Here is a 16,244-nt window from a genome sequence, read left to right on the forward strand (position 1 = left end):
TACGATACGCGACGCTAACCGGCGCTTTTCCTGCAAGCGCCGGCTTCTCCCGGAGGCGGAAATGACAGCCAAAGCTGCACTGACCAAGGATATGACTGGACTTCTGCTGCCGGCAGGCCTGCTCCTGCTGGCTCTGGGCGGACTGGCGGCGCAGCTCGCGCCCTTCCCCGCCCTTACGCAGAAGGGTCATCCAGTTGCCCCTGCAACGGTCACCCTGCCTCCGGGAACACTCACCTACCGCGCGCCCGACACCTATCTGCGCGAAGGGCGTCAGGTGGATGCGCCGGAAATTCAGGTGACGTTCGATCAGCCCCTCATCATCATGCAATACCAGGTCAGCGCCGCCGACTATGCCGCCTGCGTGGCCGACAATGCCTGTGCTCGGGCCGAACCGCGCAATATCGGAACCGGCAATATCGCGGCCACGGGCGTCAGCTTCAATGACGCAATGGCCTATGCGGACTGGCTCTCGGCCCGGACGGGTCAGACATGGACGCTGCCCAGCGACGCCGAATGGGCCTATGCCGCCGGCGAGCGCTTTGCCGACGATGCGCTGGGTTTGGAGGGCGACGACACCAATCCTGCCCTGCGCTGGATTGCCGATTACCGCAAGGAAGCGGCCCGCAAGCGCGTCTCGGACCCCATACCCCACCAACTCGGCTTTTACGGCGCCAATGAAAATGGCCTGCAGGACATTGCCGGCAATGTCTGGGAATGGACCGATACCTGCCAGACCAATGTGCGTGTCGATGCAGCGGGCGTGGTGATCAGCACGGCCCCCGCCTGCACGATCCGCGTGCTGCAAGGCCAGCACCGCGCCCCGATGAGCAGCTTTATCCGCGATGCCAGGAGCGGCGGCTGCTCGGTCGGCACGCCTCCGGACAATCTCGGTTTCCGCCTCGTGCGCCGGCCGGCTTGGCACGAGCAGCTCCTTGCCCGTTTCGGGCTGTGAGCCGACAGTCCGGCCCGGAGGGGTGCGACCGCGGCACAGGTTTCTATCTTCCAGTTTTTGATGTATCCCAGACGCATCAAAAACCGGAGGACTGCGCATTGGCCGAAATCGACCGTTCACTGGTGCGCGCCCTGCCGCTTTTTGCCAATATGAGCGATTCCGACCTTGACCGGCTGCTGTCGCGCGCCATCATGCGCCGCGTTGCTCCGGGCGAAACCGTGTTCGAGCAAGGCCAGAAGGCCACGCAATTCTTCCTGCTGCTGCATGGCCGCCTCAAGGTGACGCAGGTCACGCCCGAGGGTCAGCAGATCATCGTCCGCGTGGTGCATCCGGGCGATATTTTCGGCTTCGCGCAGGCCCTGCAGCGCGACGACTATCCCGGTACCCCCATCGCGGCCGCCGAAAGCGTGGTGATCTGCTGGCCCAATGAGGTCTGGGCGCATTTCGTCGAGCAAAATCCGCATCTGGCCATCAACGCCATGCGCAGCATCGGCCAGCGCCTGCAGGAAGCGCATACCCGCATCCGCGAAATGGCCACCGAGGAAGTCGAGCGCCGTGTCGCCCATGCCGTGCTTCGCCTGATGGATCAGGCGGGCAAGCGGGAGGCCGAAGGGGTGCGAATCGATTTTCCCCTGACCCGCCAGGACGTTGCCGAAATGACCGGAACCACCCTGCACACAGTCTCGCGCATTTTCAGCGCCTGGGAAAGCCGGGGCATCGTCAAGGGCGGGCGTCAGAAATTGCTGGTCCGCGACCGTCCCCGTCTCGAGGCCCTGGCCGAGGGCGAAGGCTGAGCTTGGCGGCCTCACCTTGCGCCACGACAAAGACGGGGCAGTCCATCCCCTCTAGCGCTCAGCTGCAAGCCAATTCCGCTCCGAGGCCATGATGACTCCCACCACTCCCCGCAAACCCGTCCCCCGTGGGCTCGCCCATACCGGGCCGGTCATTCTCGCCTATGGCTTCCGCCCGTTCTTTCTGGCCGCGGGCTGCTGGGCGGTGCTGGCCATGGGATTGTGGGTCGCGGCCCTCGCCATGGGGGTTTCCATTGGCGGTTCCTATGGCGGCCCGGCCTGGCACGCGCATGAAATGCTGTTCGGCTATACGTCGGCGGCGTTGGCGGGCTTCCTGCTCACCGCCATTCCCAACTGGACCGGTCGCCTGCCGGTATCGGGCACGCCGCTCGCCATGCTGTTCGCCGTCTGGCTGGTCGGTCGGCTGGCGTTGATCGCGCCGGACATGATCGGTCTGCCGTTGGCCATCGTGCTGGATAGCGCCTTCCTGCCGCTGCTCCTGGCCATCTGCCTGCGCGAAATCGTGGCGGGTAAAAAGTGGCGCGATCTCAAGGTGCTGGCCGGCGTCGCCGCCCTTGCCGTCGCCAATATCGGCTTCCATGCCTTCATCGTGTTCGGCGACGATCCCGGTCTCGCCAGCCGTCTGGCGGTTTCCGCCTATATCATGCTGATCGGAATTATCGGCGGCCGCATCGTGCCCAGTTTCACCCGCAACTGGCTGGCGAAGCGCCACGTCATCACCCTGCCCGCGCCCTATGATCTGCTCGATACGCTGGCCCTACTCGGCAGCCTTCCGGCCCTCGCCGCCTGGGTTATCCTGCCCCAGCATCCGGCAACGGCCCTGCTTGCCGCCCTAGCCGGAATTCTCCACCTGCTGCGGCTTCGCCGCTGGCAGGGCTGGCGGACGGGCGCGGAACGGCTCGTTCTGGTGCTGCACATCGCCTATGGCTTCATCCCGCTCGGCTTCTTGGCCATTGCTCTCGTGCCGTTAGGTGTGCTCGATCAGGCGTCGGCGCTGCATGTCTTCACCATCGGCGCCATCGGCCTGATGACCCTTGCCGTCATGAGCCGGGCAACGCGCGGCCATACCGGCCTGCCGCTCACCGCCCCATGGCCAACCGCCACTAGCTATGTGCTGCTCCTGCTGGCCGCCCTGCTCCGGCCGCTGGCCAATTTCGCGCCTGACCTTTACATGCGGCTCATCGAAATAAGCGGTCTGTGCTGGATGCTGGCCTTCGTCTTCTACGTCGCCGAATATGCCCCGGCGATCCTTGGCCGGCGCAAGGCCCGGCCGGAGTGAGGCGCGCGTTCCCACCACGATCCCACACCCAAAGCTTATCCCCTCGGGCTCGACCCGAGGGGTTCAGACCCAGGAAATATCGGGGGAAGCCCGATCCGGCTCCCAGGGCGGGTCATAGGTCAATTCCACCACCAGCGCAGTCACGCCGGGCACCGCCGATGCCCGTTCGGTGACGGCCTCCTGAAGGAATGCCGAAGCCGGGCAGAAGCGCGTAGTCGTGGTCATCACCACCCGCACGGCTCCGTCCTCGGCGACGTCTACATCGTAGATCATGCCCAGATCGACAATGTTGTGACCCAGTTCCGGATCGATCACGCCGCGCAGGGCGGCGCGAATATCGGCCTCTATCGCCATGCGCCGGGAAATGGTCATGGCTTTCTCCCAGCCCGCACCATCAGGCGGTAGGTGGCACCGGTCTCGTCGAAATCGCCGGCCCAGGCATGGCCGCGCGCCGTCAATTCGGGGTAGAGGAAGAGCGGCTCGCGCGCCAGGAGCGCGAACAGCACCTCGCCGTCCTCCATCTCTTCAAGACGGCTCAGAATCCGCACCATCGGCTCGGGCGGATCGAGATCGGCAAGATCGAGATATTCACAAGGATCGTCCCACGAATCGGGATTTTCGGGGGTGGATGCGCCGCTCACTACATCAGCGGCTTCCGGGATGAAGATCACCTGCCATTCACCGTCTTCCAACGGCGTGGCCTCATAGCCGAAGCCCTTGGTCTCCATCACGCGGAACAGGGGATCGGGGCGGAAGGTGGCGAACAATTTCAGCCTCTGGCCCGGTTGCAGGCTGTTGACGGCGCCCATGATGGCGCCGAACGGCTCGCCGCCATTGCGCAGGATGGGACGAACATCGAGTTCCAGGTCGGTCATAGGAAGCTCCTTTGTCTGGGCAGGAACAGTCGGGGACGGGAATGATGGTGCCACGCGGCGGGCAGATCGGCGAGCAGTCGCGCCCTTCCATATTGGTAGGTCAACAGCAGCGTCGCCAGCAATTGCAATCCGGCTGCCAATTGGAACATGACCGGATAGCCAATCTGCAAGCCTGCTGCGCCGAGTATCAGGGCGATGAAATACAGCCAGAACCAGGCGCGGGCACGAGATTCGCGGACCAGGTCTTGCACGCGCGGCGTCGGCTCGCGGCCCATGAAAGGCGCGAAGCATTCGAGCCAGGTGAGAAAGGGAATGATCTTGTAGAGCATGGCGAGACCAAGGCCGCCGAGCCAGCCGAACGCCAGCACATAGATGGCGGCGGCAATGCCTGCCTCGCTCTCCAGCATAGTCGCCACGACCAGCCACAGCGCACCGGCCGGTAGCACGGCGAAGGCGGCGAGCCCCGCCTCCATATGCAGTTCCAGCGCCTTGCGCCGCCGCGCCTGATAAAGCGCCACGATGTCGCCGGCATAGGCGCCGATCGCGGCAAGACCGGCTATGGCGGCGATGGCCAGGGTCAGCGGCAGCGGGGCATTGGTGGCCAGCAGCACACCGAGCCCCATGCACAGCATGGCCAGCGCCGCGAGACCGCTCCACAGCACGATGCGCGGCCGCATGCCGGTGCGCTCCGGCGCGACCAGAAACATCGAGACGAGCCGATAGCTCACGCCCATCGCCGCCAGCGTCAGCCAGCCGCCGAGCCCAAATCCGGCATGCAGCGGCACGCCATGGGTGATGATCGCCGCAGCGAAATCGCCACCGAACAGACCGGCAATGGCGCTGGCCAGCGTTTCGCCCAGCAACGCCGTCACCAGCGCGCTCATCACCGCGATGGCGACGAAACCGGCGGGCAGCGGCAGGGCCTTGGCGTTGAGCAAGGTGGCGAACATGATGAATGCCGCGACCGAGAGACCGGCGAGCAGCAGCAATCCGCCCAGCGGCAGCGTTTCAGGCGGCACGCCGCCCCAGCCGTCCATCACCGCAAAACCCATCAAAAGCAATACAAGACCGGCAACCAGCAGGAGCAGCACCAGCGGCGCCCATCTGGCGGCGCGCAGATTGCCGCCCACCAGCACCGGCAGGAATTGCAGCAGCGCTCCCAGCATCAGCAGCGACAGCCAGCCCAGGGCAATAAGATGCACGATGATCAAGGTCTGCGGCGCCATCAGCGCTGCATGCGGATAGCCGAAGCCAGCACTCATCAGGCCCAGCGCGGCGAGCAGGCTCGCCAGCGCAAAACCGAAAAAGGCAAGGGTCCATCGTGATATGCTGGCCATCGGCATTTGCGGGCTTCCTCTGCTCAGGCGGCCGCTTCCCGGCCCAGCGCCACGCGCCAGACATCGGGACCGGCTTCCAGATATGTCCAGGAGAACTGGCCCGGATATTCGGCCTGCAATTGATAATGCAGCGGGCGCGGATCGTGGTCGTTGACGATCACGAAGCTCTTGCCCACGGCCAGGCCATTGGCCTTGGCGAAGATTTGCGGATGCCGCTCGCGCGGGGGAATGGTGCGCACGTCGATCGTGTCGTGCTCGGCGTTCTGATCTGTCATCGGTTCTATCCCGGCCGCCGTGAACGACGCGCTCCCGGCTGCGGCCAGAACACCGGGATGCTGTCAGCCTAGAAGCCGCCCCGGCGGCGCACTTTGTCGCGGCGCAACAAGGCTACAAAAACATGCCGAATCCGAGCATATTTGATCCAGATCAAAGATTGCCCTGGCCAATCGACTAGGGCTTGGCGTTAGCGTGGCCTATTATCCGGCCGCGAAACGTATTGTTGAGGGCAAGACAATGGTGGCTGATTTTACGCGCAGCGAAAGAACGGGCGCCCTGATCGTCCTGGGAGGGCTCATTCTGATTGGGCTCGCCATGGCAATCGGCGGACGGCACGACCTCATGGGCGTCCATGGCTGGCTGGTGGCCGCCGCGGGGCTTTGGGGTTTTTTCACCATGGTGCGGGGCTATGACCTGCCCGAGCCCTCCGCCGAGCGGCTGTCCGAATATTATGACGCGCCCACCCGGGTCGGCATCATCCTCACCCTGATCTGGGGCGTGATCGGCATGGCCGCCGGCTTCTGGGTCGCTGCCTTGCTGGCCTGGCCCGACCTCACCTTCGACGTCGCCTGGCTCAGCTTCGGACGCCTGCGCCCCATCCATACCAGCGGCGTGATCTTCGGCTTCGGCGGCAATGCGCTGATCGCTACCTCGTTCCACGTGCTGCAACGGACCAGCCGTGCCCGCCTGCCGGATGCGTTCAGCCCCTGGTTCGTGCTGCTCGGCTACAACCTCTTCTGCATTGTCGCGGCCACCGGCTACCTCATGGGCATGACCCAGTCCCGCGAATATGCGGAACCCGAATGGTATGCCGATATCTGGCTGGTCGTGGTGTGGGTGGTCTATTTCGCCATCTACATGCGCACCCTGGCCCGCCGCAAGGAACCCCATATCTACGTCGCCAACTGGTACTACATGGCCTTCATCCTGGTCGTGGCCATCCTGCACATCGTCAACAATCTCGCCGTTCCGATCTCGTTCGGCGCGGCCAAGTCCTACTCGCTGTTCTCGGGCGTGCAGGATGCGATGACGCAATGGTGGTACGGCCATAACGCGGTGGCCTTCTTCCTCACCGCCGGCTTCCTGGGCATGATGTATTATTACCTGCCCAAGCGCGCCGGCCGCCCGATCTTCTCCTACCGGATGTCGATCATTTCCTTCTGGGGCATCACCTTCATGTATATGTGGGCCGGTTCGCACCACCTGCACTATACCGCCCTGCCCCATTGGGTGCAGACGCTGGGCATGGCCTTCTCGGTCGTGCTGCTGGTCCCTTCCTGGGCCTCGGCCGGCAATGCGCTGCTGACCCTCAACGGCGCCTGGCACAAGGTGCGCGATGACGCCGTGCTGCGCTTCATGGCTCTGGCCGCGATCTTTTACGGCATCACCACGTTCGAAGGCTCGTTCATGGCCATCCGCGCCGTCAACTCGCTCAGCCACTATACCGACTGGACCGTCGGTCACGTCCATGCCGGTGCGCTGGGCTGGGTGGCGATGATCACCTTCGGCTCGATCTATGCAGTGGCTCCGTCCATGTTCAAGCGCGAGCGCCTGTTCTCGCAGAAACTGGTCGAGGTCCATTTCTGGCTCGCCCTGTCGGGCACCGTCGTCTACGTCTTCGCGATGTGGAATTCGGGCGTCATCCAGGGCCTGATGTGGCGCACCTATGACGAGAGCGGAGCGCTCAGCTATTCGTTCCTCGAAAGCCTGGACGCCATGCACCCCTATTATATCGCACGCGCCTTTGGCGGCCTGCTCTTCGTGCTCGGTGCCCTCACGGCCCTCTACAATATCGTCATGACCATCCGCATGCCCGCGATCGAAACCGCGCCGGAAAGCCATGCGGACCTGCCGGCCAAACCGGCCATGCAGGCTGGAGAATAAACATGTTCGGACTTCACTATCGCCTCGAACGCAGCGCCATGGGCCTGGTGGCCTTCATCATCATCGTTGCCTCCATCGGCGGCTTCGTGGAAATCGCCCCGCTCTTCACCATCGACGAGACCGTCGAAAAGGCCGAAGACATGCGGGTCTATACCCCGCTCGAAGTGGCCGGTCGCAATATTTATATCCGCGAAGGGTGCTATGCCTGCCACAGCCAGATGATCCGCACGCTGCGCGATGAGGTGGACCGCTACGGCCCCTATTCGCTGGCCGTGGAAAGCCAGTATGACCATCCCCATCTCTGGGGCTCCAAGCGGACCGGCCCCGATCTGGCCCGCCTGGGCAACAAGTATTCGGACGAATGGCACGTCGCGCACCTCTACAATCCGCGCGATCTGGTCCCCAGCTCCAAGATGCCGGCCTATCGCTGGCTGATGCGTGACCAGCTGCGCATCGACGATCTGGGCGACCACCTCACGGCGCTCCGCGCGGTCGGCGTACCCTATACCGACGAGCAGATCGCCCATGCCACCCGTGACGCCTATGGTCAGGCCAATCCGGACAGTCCCGAAGCCTCGGGCGTGGCGGAGCGCTATGGCGACGCCACCAATATCCGGGCCTTCGACGGCAATCAGGGTCCGCTCACCGACATGGACGCGCTGGTCGCCTATCTCCAGGTGCTCGGCAATCTCACCGATGTCGCTCATACCAGCCCACAGAACGAGGTCGAATAAGATGCCCTTCGATCATGAAACCGTCGTCGGCTTTTCCAAGTCCTTCGGCCTGTTCTATCTCGTCGCGCTGAGCGCGATCTGTCTGGCCTGGACCTATTGGCCCACCAACAAGAAGGGCTTCGACGAGGCTGCCAAAATGCCGCTGCTCGAAGAGGAGGATCGGCCATGGCGCTGAAGGAACGCGACGAATTTTCTGGCCAGATGACCACTGGTCATGAGTGGAACGGCATCAAGGAACTCAATACGCCTGTGCCGCGCCTGCTCTGGTTCTTCCTCATCTCCATGGTGCTGTTCGGCCTGGTCTGGACGCTGCTCATGCCAAGCTGGCCCGGTGTCAGCGGCTATTTCCGCGGCCTTCTCGGCTCGGACCAGCACGAGGCGGTGCGCCAAAGCATGGTGGAAGCCGAGACTGAGCGCTCCGTCTGGACCGCGCGGCTCGTCGATGAGGATTTCGACAGCCTTGCCGGCGACGATGCTATCATGACCGTCGTCCGCCAGACCGGCCCCATGCTGTTCGGTGACAATTGCGCCGGCTGTCACGGCGTCGAGGCCAAGGGCAATCTGGGCTATCCCAATATTGCCGAGGCACCGATGATGTGGGGCGACGATGCCGACACCATCGCCGAAACCATCCGCGTCGGCATCAATGCCGTGCATCCTGAGACCCGCTACGCCCAGATGCTGGCCTTCGGCCGCGACCAGATGTTGAGCGGCGCCGACATCAATCTGCTCGTCGACTACCTGGAAGACCTTGGCGGGCGCGGAACAATGTCGGCGGACGACCGGGAGATCGCTGCATCCCTCTTCGCGGACAATTGCGCCAGCTGTCACGGTGACGACGCCATGGGCATGACCGATACCGGCGCGCCCAACCTCACCGACGCCTTCTGGACGCACGGCGGGGATCGTTCGTCGATCAGGCGCTCGATCTACAATGGTCGCCAGGTGACCATGCCCTCCTGGGAAGGACGGCTGAGCGAAGCGCAGATCCGCCTTCTCACCTTGTACGTGATGGATATGAGGACAGCCACGCCATGAGCATGAGCGACGGCGATGCCCATTCCGGTTCCAGGCCCCGCCGGCGCAGGCTCGGCTGGTTTGTGGGCCTGGGCATCGTCGCCGCCCTGCTCGTTGCCAACGCGCATCTTGTCTATGTCGCCTTCACCTCGCAGCCCGACTGCGTCAGTCATCTCAAGCTTCCCGATGGCAGCGCCGATCATTTCCGCGCTGCCAAGTCGGGCTGTTGAGAAGGCCGTCCTGTACGGATAAGCCAAACCCATTCGCATCTGGAAGTGCCATGACCGAAACCGCTGACATCCTTCCTCCTTATGAGCCGGCCCTGGCCCGCGCCGTCAATCACAGCCGCAATCTGCCGACCGGCGCGCCCTTTCAATGGCTCGCTGCCGGCTGGCGCGACCTTTGGACCAACCCGCTCCCGAGCCTTGCCTATGGCCTCGGCATCACGCTGGTGTCCTGGGGGCTGATCTATTCCATGTTCACCTTCGACTGGGCGCAGATCCTGTTCCCAGCCCTGGCCGGCTTCCTCGTCGTCGGCCCGCTTCTGGCCACCGGCCTTTACGAAAAAAGCCGAAGGCTGGCGTCCGGCGAGAAGGTTACGCTCCTTGCCATGCTGTTCCCGCGTGGCGGCATGCACCTGTTCTTCGTCGGCGCGGTGCTGATGACCCTGATGCTGCTCTGGGTCCGTGCAGCGGTGCTGCTCTATGCCCTGTTCTTCGGCTGGCGGCCCTTTCCCGGCTTCGATCACATCGTGGCCATGCTGTTCACCACCCCGCACGGCATTGCCATGCTGATTGTCGGCACCGCCATTGGCGGGCTGTTCGCGGCCTTCTCCTTCGCCATCGGCGCTTTCTCGATCCCCATGGTGCTTGATCGCAAGGTCGATGCCTTTTCCGCCATGGGCCTGTCGCTGTCGCTCGTGACCAACAACATGCCGGCGACGCTGGTCTGGGCCGTTCTGGTTGTCGGCCTGGTTCTGGTCAGCATTGCCACCGGCCTGGTCGGCCTCATCGTCATCTTCCCGCTGCTTGGCCACGCCACCTGGCAGGCCTATCTGGCGGTGCGGGGGGAATAGGACGGCGAACCATGTGGGCTCCGGTTTGGCCTCTGCATGTTCAAAAACACCGTGCTGCCCTCGGGCTTGATCCGAGGGCATACGTGGAAATCGCAAGGATTTCCGCGCTCTGGGAGGATGGCCCTCGGGTCAAACCCAAGGGCAGCATTGTGGATGTAGAGGTCAAGGAATGAGTTGCTGCGCGCCCCCTCCCGCCTTTGTCGAAAGCCTTGCCGGCGGCCCCGATCGTGGTCCTTCGGCCAATGAGGTTCGCCTCGCCAGCCGCGAATTGGGCGATGGCTTGCGGCAATCGGAATTTTCCGTGCCGTCCATCCATTGTGGCGGCTGTATCCGCACTATCGAGGGCGCGCTCGACGCCCTGCCCGGCGTCGTCTCCTCGCGCGTCAACCTGTCCAGCAAGCGGGTCAGCGTGCGCTGGCGCGACGAAGGCGTTGCCCCGCCCATGGTGCACCGCATGGTCGAATTGGGGTACGAGCCCAATCTGTTCTCGCTCGAGGAAGCCGCCAAGGATACCGGTTTTGCCGCGCTGGTCCGCGCGCTGGCCGTCGCCGCCTTCTGCTCGATGAACATCATGATGTTTTCCGGCTCGGTCTGGGCCGGGGCCGATGGACCGACGCGCGACATCCTGCATTGGATCTGCGCCCTGCTGACGCTGCCCGCGCTGCTTTATTCCGGCCGGGTCTTCTACCAGTCCGCCTGGGCCGCCCTGCGATCGGGCCGCACCAATATGGACGTACCGATCACCATCGGTATTGCGCTGGCCTTCGCACTCAGCCTTTACGACACCATCTTTTCCGGCGAGCAGGTCTATTACGACGCTGTGGCCTCGCTGATCTTCTTCCTGCTCATCGGCCGCACGCTCGATCATGCCATGCGCGAGCGCGCCCGCACCGCCGTCAAGGGTCTGGCGCGGCTATCGCCCGCCGGCGCGCTGGTGCTGGATGGCGAGAACGGTCCAGCCTTCCTGCCGCTGGCCGAAATCCGCCCCGGCGCCACCATCTCTGTCGCCCAGGGCGAGCGCATTCCGCTCGATGGCGACGTGCTGACCGGCACCAGCGCCCTCGACCGAAGCCTGCTCACCGGCGAGAGCCTGGCCGAAGCCATCGGTCCCGGCCAGAGCGTGCCAGCCGGTGCGCTCAACCTGTCGGGTGCGCTCACCATGCGCGTCACCGCCGACGAGCAGAATTCGACCCTCAGCCGGCTCGTGCATCTGCTTGACGGCGCCGAGGCCTCGCGCAATCGCTATCGCCGCATTGCCGACCGCGCCGCCACCTATTATTCGCCCGTGGTCCACCTCGCCGCCGCCCTCGCCTTTATCGGCTGGATGTTGCTCGATGGCGATCTGCACAATGCCACGACCATCGCCATCGCCGTGCTCATCATCACCTGCCCCTGCGCCCTCGGGCTGGCAGTTCCCATGGTTCAGGTCATGGCTGCCCGCCGCCTGTTCGAGGCTGGGATCATGGTCAAGGATGGGTCCGCTCTGGAGAGGCTGGCGGAAGTCGACAATGTGGTCTTTGACAAGACCGGTACGTTGACCACCGGCCTCGCCACGCCGGTCGCCAGCCATGGTGACCCGCAGGCGCTCGGCATTGCCGCCAGCCTTGCCGGCCTGTCGCGCCATCCCTATTCCATGGCCATTGCCCGCGCCTTTCCGGCCACTGGCCTCGACTGGCACGATGTCGCCGAACATCCCGGCCTGGGCATCGAGGCAAGGCTGGGCAAGCAGGTCTATCGTCTCGGACGCCCCGGCTGGTCGGGACCGGCCGAAGACGCAGAATCCGGCTCGATCCTCTCGCGTGACGGCGCCATTCTCGCCGCTTTCGCCTTTGAGGATGACCTTCGTCCTAATGCGGTGCGCAGCACGGCGGACCTGCTGGCGGCGTCGCTTCAGGTGCAGGTTCTCTCCGGCGACCGCCCGGCCCTCGTCAATACGCTTGCCGACCGCCTCGGTATATCCGGCATGGGCGGGCTGATGCCCGACGAGAAGCTGGCCCGCGTCGAGGCGCTGGAATCGGCGGGCCATCGCGTCCTCATGGTTGGCGACGGCCTCAACGATACCCCCGCCATGGCCCGCGCCCATGTCTCCATGGCTCCGGCAAGCGCGGTCGATATTGGCCGCAACGCCGCCGATTTCGTCTTCCTGCGCAATGACCTGCTGGCCGTTCCCCAGGCACTGTCGGTGGCGCGCGAGGCGCGGGTGCTGGTGCGGCAAAACCTGTTCCTGGCCCTGCTCTACAATGCCATCGCCCTGCCCATCGCCGTTGCCGGCCTGGTCAATCCGTTCCTCGCGGCCATTGCCATGTCGGCCTCGTCGGTCGTGGTGGTGCTCAATGCGCTGCGGCTCGGCTGGCGGCCATTCGGCGAGGGCAGGCCCCGCTCCCAACAGGAGATCATTGCATGAGCGATTTCTTCTATCTCATTCCGATCTCGATCGTTCTGGGCCTGATCGGTCTTCTGGTCTTCCTCTGGACCCTGCGCGACAGCCAGTATGACGATCTCGACGGCGCGTCCGAGCGCATCCTTTATGACGAAGACCGTCCGCGCCCCGACCCCAGGCCATGATCACGGAACAACCCGAGGGCATGCAGGCGCTGCTTGAGTGCTATAGCGGCCTGCTGCATGTCTGCGACCAGCTCGAGGCCATTGCCGATGGCCTTCCCGATAGCTTCGGCATCGAGCGCAGCACTTGGGTAGCCGACCAGCTATTGCCGCTGCTGGCGCGGGCCCATGAGGAGGAAGAACGGGTCTTGCTGCCGCTGATCGGGCTTTCGGGCCATCCGCAGGTGCGCAATCTCGTCAACAGGCTGCGCCACGAGCATCAAGTGGACGAAGCCGCCGCGCTGGACATCACGGAGACGCTGCTGGCGCTCGGCGCCGGGCGTCCTCTGCTCCCGCCCGAAGCGACGGGCTATCAACTGCGCTCATTCTTCGAGAGTGTCCGGCGCCATGTGCAGGCGGAACAGGATATGCTGTTCCTGCTGGACAATTTCACCATCGATGCCAAGGCCAAGACGTGATCCTGTTCCTGCTCGCCATCGCGGTTTTCATCGCCCTGCATTCCGTGCCGGCCATTCCCGGCATCAGGCAGCGCCTGATCGAGTTTTTGGGCCGGCGCACCTATCTCGGTCTTTATTCGCTGGCCTCGCTGCTGTCGCTGATCTGGGTGTTCCACGCCGCGTTTCGGCTCGATTATTTTGAACTCTGGCCGCAGGAAGCCTGGCAGGCCTATTTCCCTATCATCCTGACGCCGGTCGCGTTCTTCCTGCTGCTGGCCGGCCTGATGAGCCCCAATCCGCTCTCCATCACCGCGCGACGCAATGGGGCAAAGTCCGGCGCCATCAGCGCCATCACCCGGCATCCGGCCTTGTGGGGCTTCCTGCTCTGGGCCATCGGCCATGTGGTCGCCAATGGCGATCTGCGCAGCGTCATGCTGTTCGGCATCCTGACGCTTTTCTCCATTTTCGGTATGGTGATGGCGGAAAGGCGTGCGCGCCGGAATGCCGATACTGACCTTGACAGGGCGCGGGAAAATACCTCGATCCTACCCTTCGTCGCCATCGCCCAGCGCCGCGCCCGTTTCACCCTGGACATGCCGATGCTCGTCGCACTGATTTTGTCGGCATTGCTCACCGCATGGATGCTGCTGGGCGGCCACGCGGCCCTGTTCGGCGCCGACCCGCTGGCCATGACGACGATCTAGCGCATGTCTCCCGAAAGTGGCTCCGGTTTCGGGATAAAGACATGCGGCAAAACAAGGGGCTAAAGCGCAGGGGGCGAATCTGAAAGATCGCGGCGCGCTTTAGACGTCCAGCCCGGCCCAGGCTTTGGTCTCAGTCACGCCTGGCAGGCCAAGCAGGTCGATGGCCCGCGCCGCGAGATGATCGACAATGTCCGCCACCGTTTCCGGGCGCTGGTAGAAGGCGGGCACCGGCGGCATCACCATCGCCCCCATCTCGGTGACCGCCACCATATTGCGCAAATGCCCCAGATGCAGCGGCGTTTCACGGGCCAGCAGGATCAATTTCCGGCGCTCCTTGAGATGCACATCGGCGGCGCGCGTCACCAGATTATCGGCAAGACCTGTAGCAATGGCGGCGAGGCTGTGCATCGAGCAGGGCGCGACGATCATGCCGGCCGTGCGGAACGAGCCGCTGGCGATGCTGGCCCCGATATTGTCCGCTTCATGCAGGCAGGAGGCGAGGCTTCGCGCCCATTCCACGCCATTCTCGCCCACTTCGTGGCGCAGCGTCCGCTCCGCCGAGGGCGAAATCACCACATGAGTTTCTACCTCCGGACGGGTGGCGAGCCGCTGGAGAATGGCGAGGCCCAACGCCGCCCCCGAGGCGCCAGTAAAGGCGACGACGACGCGATGATCCATGTCAGTTCTCCAGTCCCAATCGTGACCACATGGCATCGACCCGCGCCATGGTTTCTTCATCCATGGCCAGCGGACGGCCCCATTCGCGCGCCGTTTCCGGGCCGATCTTGTTGGTGGCGTCGATGCCCATCTTGCCGCCCAGACCCGGCAGGGCCGAGGCGAAATCGAGATAGTCGATGGGCGTATCGGGGATGATCACCAGATCGCGCGGGGCATCGAAACGGGTGGAAATGGCCCACATAACGTCCTGCCAATTGCGCACATCGATGTCTGGATCGACGGCGATGATAAGCTTGGTCATGCTGAATTGCGGCAGCATCGACCAGAGCCCCATCATCACGCGCCGCGCCTGACCGGGATAGCGTTTGTCGATGGCCACCACCATGGCCCGATAGGAGCAGGCTTCCGGCGGCAGCCACAGATCGGCGATTTCGGGAAACTGTCTTTTGGCAAGCGGCGCGAAAAGCGGCGTCATCGCCTCGCCGAGCCGGGACGGCTCATCGGGCGGGCGGCCCGTATAGGTGGAGAGATAGATCGGATCGCGCCGCGAGGTGATGGCCGACAGCGTCATCACCGGAAACGGCTCCACCCCGTTATAATAGCCGGTATGGTCGCCATAAGGGCCTTCGGGCGCGGTCTCGGACACGGAGACATGACCTTCCAGCACCATTTCCGCCTCGGCAGGCACCGGCAGGTCCACCGTCACCGCCCGCCCGATTGTGCCCGCCTTGCGCCGCAACACGCCGGCGAAAGCAAGCTCGTTCATGCCCTCGGGCAGCGGCATGACGGCGGCGAGGATGGTTGCGGGATCGGCCCCGATGGCGACGGCGACCGGCATGTCCTGGCCCAATTGCTGCCATTGACGATGGTGCCGCGCGCCGCCACGGCTGGGCAGCCAGCGGATGATGGCGCGATCCGGCCCCAGAACCTGCATGCGGTAGATGCCGACATTGATATCGGCGGGATCATGCGGCGAGCGCGTGATCACCAGCGGCCAGGTGATGAGCGGGGCGGGTTCGCCGGGCCAGCACCATTGAATGGGCATGGCGGTGAGGTCGATTTCCCCCTTCTGGCGCATGACCTGCTGGCAGGCGGGGCGCGCCACGCTTTTCATGCGCATGGTCAGGGCCGCCTTGAGCAGGTCGCGCTGCGCCCAGGCTGCAGCGAGATTGCGCGGCGGACGGGGCGAGCGCATATCGGCCATGGCCTCGCCCAATTGCGGCAGGTCGCCCTGTTCGAGTCCCATTGCCAGGGCGATACGGCTCTGCGTGCCGAACAGATTGACCAGAACCGGCATCGCGGCTGCTGCACCGTCCGCCATAAGCGGACTCTCGATCAGCAGCGCCGGTCCCTCGGCCTCTAGGGTGCGCCGGTGAATTTCGGTCAATTCGTGCCGGATGGAGATCGGCTCCGACAGCCGCTTCAGCTCGCCGCGCGCCTCCAGCAAATGGATGAACTCGCGGAGATTTCCGGCGACGGGATGGCGGAGCGGGGGAAGAAGAGGCTGGGGCATGGCCTCATTTCTAGCCGAGGCGAATTCATTGCTTCCTTGCGCTGCATCAAAGCAGCGATGGGTCGCCCACCCTACATTCGGCCAGGAATTGACCACCGGGAAGCGTCCA

19 protein-coding genes are annotated in these 16,244 nt (G+C 64.3%); 13 read left to right on the forward strand and 6 right to left on the reverse strand.

The genetic code is table 11. The features are described 5' to 3' along the window. Positions 1-61: 61 nt before the first annotated feature. The 3 genes from H0482_RS10705 (at position 62) to H0482_RS10715 (ending at position 3,043) form a co-directional block, all read left to right on the forward strand. The gene (locus H0482_RS10705; RefSeq protein ID WP_193730053.1) at positions 62-952 is read left to right on the forward strand and encodes an SUMF1/EgtB/PvdO family nonheme iron enzyme; all 891 of its coding nucleotides are present in this window, start codon (positions 62-64) and stop codon (positions 950-952) included. Positions 953-1,050: 98 nt separating this feature from the next. Continuing rightward, positions 1,051-1,746 carry a Crp/Fnr family transcriptional regulator gene (locus H0482_RS10710; RefSeq protein WP_230989583.1) on the forward strand — a complete coding sequence of 232 codons (696 nt, stop codon included), beginning with the start codon at positions 1,051-1,053 and terminating at the stop codon, positions 1,744-1,746. Between the two features lie 91 nt (positions 1,747-1,837). Beyond that, positions 1,838-3,043: an NnrS family protein gene (locus H0482_RS10715; protein WP_230989584.1), complete on the forward strand. Its 1,206-nt coding sequence runs from the start codon at positions 1,838-1,840 to the stop codon at positions 3,041-3,043. A gap of 63 nt (positions 3,044-3,106) precedes the next feature. Here the strand turns inward: H0482_RS10715 and H0482_RS10720 are convergent, their stop codons facing one another. The 4 genes from H0482_RS10720 to H0482_RS10735 are packed head-to-tail and all read right to left on the reverse strand — an operon-like array spanning position 3,107 to position 5,530. Continuing rightward, positions 3,107-3,415 carry a metal-sulfur cluster assembly factor gene (locus tag H0482_RS10720; protein WP_193730055.1) on the reverse strand — a complete coding sequence of 103 codons (309 nt, stop codon included), beginning with the start codon at positions 3,413-3,415 and terminating at the stop codon, positions 3,107-3,109. Then, the gene (locus H0482_RS10725) at positions 3,412-3,918 is read right to left on the reverse strand and encodes a DUF2249 domain-containing protein (protein ID WP_193730056.1); all 507 of its coding nucleotides are present in this window, start codon (positions 3,916-3,918) and stop codon (positions 3,412-3,414) included. The genes H0482_RS10720 and H0482_RS10725 overlap by 4 nt, the downstream gene beginning before the upstream one ends. Beyond that, entirely contained in the window at positions 3,915-5,261 is a 1,347-nt protein-coding gene (locus H0482_RS10730) for a hypothetical protein (RefSeq protein ID WP_193730057.1), read from the reverse strand. Before H0482_RS10730 ends, H0482_RS10725 begins: the two co-directional genes overlap by 4 nt. A gap of 17 nt (positions 5,262-5,278) precedes the next feature. Beyond that, positions 5,279-5,530, reverse strand: coding sequence for a DUF2249 domain-containing protein (locus H0482_RS10735; RefSeq protein ID WP_193730058.1), 252 nt, complete (start codon positions 5,528-5,530; stop codon positions 5,279-5,281). A gap of 238 nt (positions 5,531-5,768) precedes the next feature. On the opposite strand from H0482_RS10735, the gene ccoN reads away from it, so the two are divergent. The 10 genes from ccoN to H0482_RS10785 all read left to right on the forward strand — a co-directional run bounded on the left by ccoN (position 5,769) and on the right by H0482_RS10785 (position 13,944). Continuing rightward, positions 5,769-7,415: a cytochrome-c oxidase, cbb3-type subunit I gene (gene ccoN / locus H0482_RS10740; RefSeq protein WP_193730252.1), complete on the forward strand. Its 1,647-nt coding sequence runs from the start codon at positions 5,769-5,771 to the stop codon at positions 7,413-7,415. Positions 7,416-7,417: 2 nt separating this feature from the next. Continuing rightward, a complete protein-coding gene (gene ccoO / locus H0482_RS10745) occupies positions 7,418-8,149 on the forward strand; it encodes a cytochrome-c oxidase, cbb3-type subunit II (RefSeq protein WP_193730059.1) in 732 nt (243 codons plus the stop codon). Position 8,150: 1 nt separating this feature from the next. Beyond that, positions 8,151-8,324 carry a cbb3-type cytochrome c oxidase subunit 3 gene (locus tag H0482_RS10750; RefSeq protein ID WP_193730060.1) on the forward strand — a complete coding sequence of 58 codons (174 nt, stop codon included), beginning with the start codon at positions 8,151-8,153 and terminating at the stop codon, positions 8,322-8,324. Beyond that, complete coding sequence (ccoP, locus tag H0482_RS10755; protein WP_193730061.1) at positions 8,315-9,187, forward strand: cytochrome-c oxidase, cbb3-type subunit III; 873 nt, start codon at positions 8,315-8,317, stop codon at positions 9,185-9,187. The genes H0482_RS10750 and ccoP overlap by 10 nt, the downstream gene beginning before the upstream one ends. Next, positions 9,184-9,396, forward strand: a complete 213-nt coding sequence (locus tag H0482_RS10760; protein WP_210319159.1) for a hypothetical protein — start codon at positions 9,184-9,186, stop codon at positions 9,394-9,396. The genes ccoP and H0482_RS10760 overlap by 4 nt, the downstream gene beginning before the upstream one ends. A 50-nt stretch (positions 9,397-9,446) precedes the next feature. Continuing rightward, complete coding sequence (locus H0482_RS10765) at positions 9,447-10,241, forward strand: DUF2189 domain-containing protein (RefSeq protein ID WP_193730062.1); 795 nt, start codon at positions 9,447-9,449, stop codon at positions 10,239-10,241. A gap of 169 nt (positions 10,242-10,410) precedes the next feature. Next, entirely contained in the window at positions 10,411-12,645 is a 2,235-nt protein-coding gene (locus H0482_RS10770) for a heavy metal translocating P-type ATPase (RefSeq protein WP_193730063.1), read from the forward strand. Continuing rightward, positions 12,642-12,806: a cbb3-type cytochrome oxidase assembly protein CcoS gene (gene ccoS / locus H0482_RS10775; RefSeq protein WP_193730064.1), complete on the forward strand. Its 165-nt coding sequence runs from the start codon at positions 12,642-12,644 to the stop codon at positions 12,804-12,806. Before H0482_RS10770 ends, ccoS begins: the two co-directional genes overlap by 4 nt. After that, positions 12,803-13,261, forward strand: coding sequence for a hemerythrin domain-containing protein (locus H0482_RS10780; protein ID WP_193730065.1), 459 nt, complete (start codon positions 12,803-12,805; stop codon positions 13,259-13,261). The genes ccoS and H0482_RS10780 overlap by 4 nt, the downstream gene beginning before the upstream one ends. Next, positions 13,258-13,944: an NnrU family protein gene (locus H0482_RS10785; protein WP_193730066.1), complete on the forward strand. Its 687-nt coding sequence runs from the start codon at positions 13,258-13,260 to the stop codon at positions 13,942-13,944. The genes H0482_RS10780 and H0482_RS10785 overlap by 4 nt, the downstream gene beginning before the upstream one ends. A 99-nt stretch (positions 13,945-14,043) precedes the next feature. Here H0482_RS10785 and H0482_RS10790 read toward each other — a convergent pair whose 3' ends face one another. Together H0482_RS10790 and H0482_RS10795 are read right to left on the reverse strand one after the other, a co-directional pair. After that, positions 14,044-14,622, reverse strand: coding sequence for a UbiX family flavin prenyltransferase (locus H0482_RS10790; protein ID WP_193730067.1), 579 nt, complete (start codon positions 14,620-14,622; stop codon positions 14,044-14,046). A gap of 1 nt (position 14,623) precedes the next feature. Then, positions 14,624-16,135 (reverse strand): UbiD family decarboxylase, encoded by a 1,512-nt coding sequence (locus tag H0482_RS10795; RefSeq protein ID WP_193730068.1) that lies wholly within the window; start codon positions 16,133-16,135, stop codon positions 14,624-14,626. Positions 16,136-16,244 lie beyond the last annotated feature (109 nt).

Source organism: Devosia faecipullorum (assembly GCF_015158295.1).
GTDB classification, from domain to species: domain Bacteria; phylum Pseudomonadota; class Alphaproteobacteria; order Rhizobiales; family Devosiaceae; genus Devosia; species Devosia faecipullorum.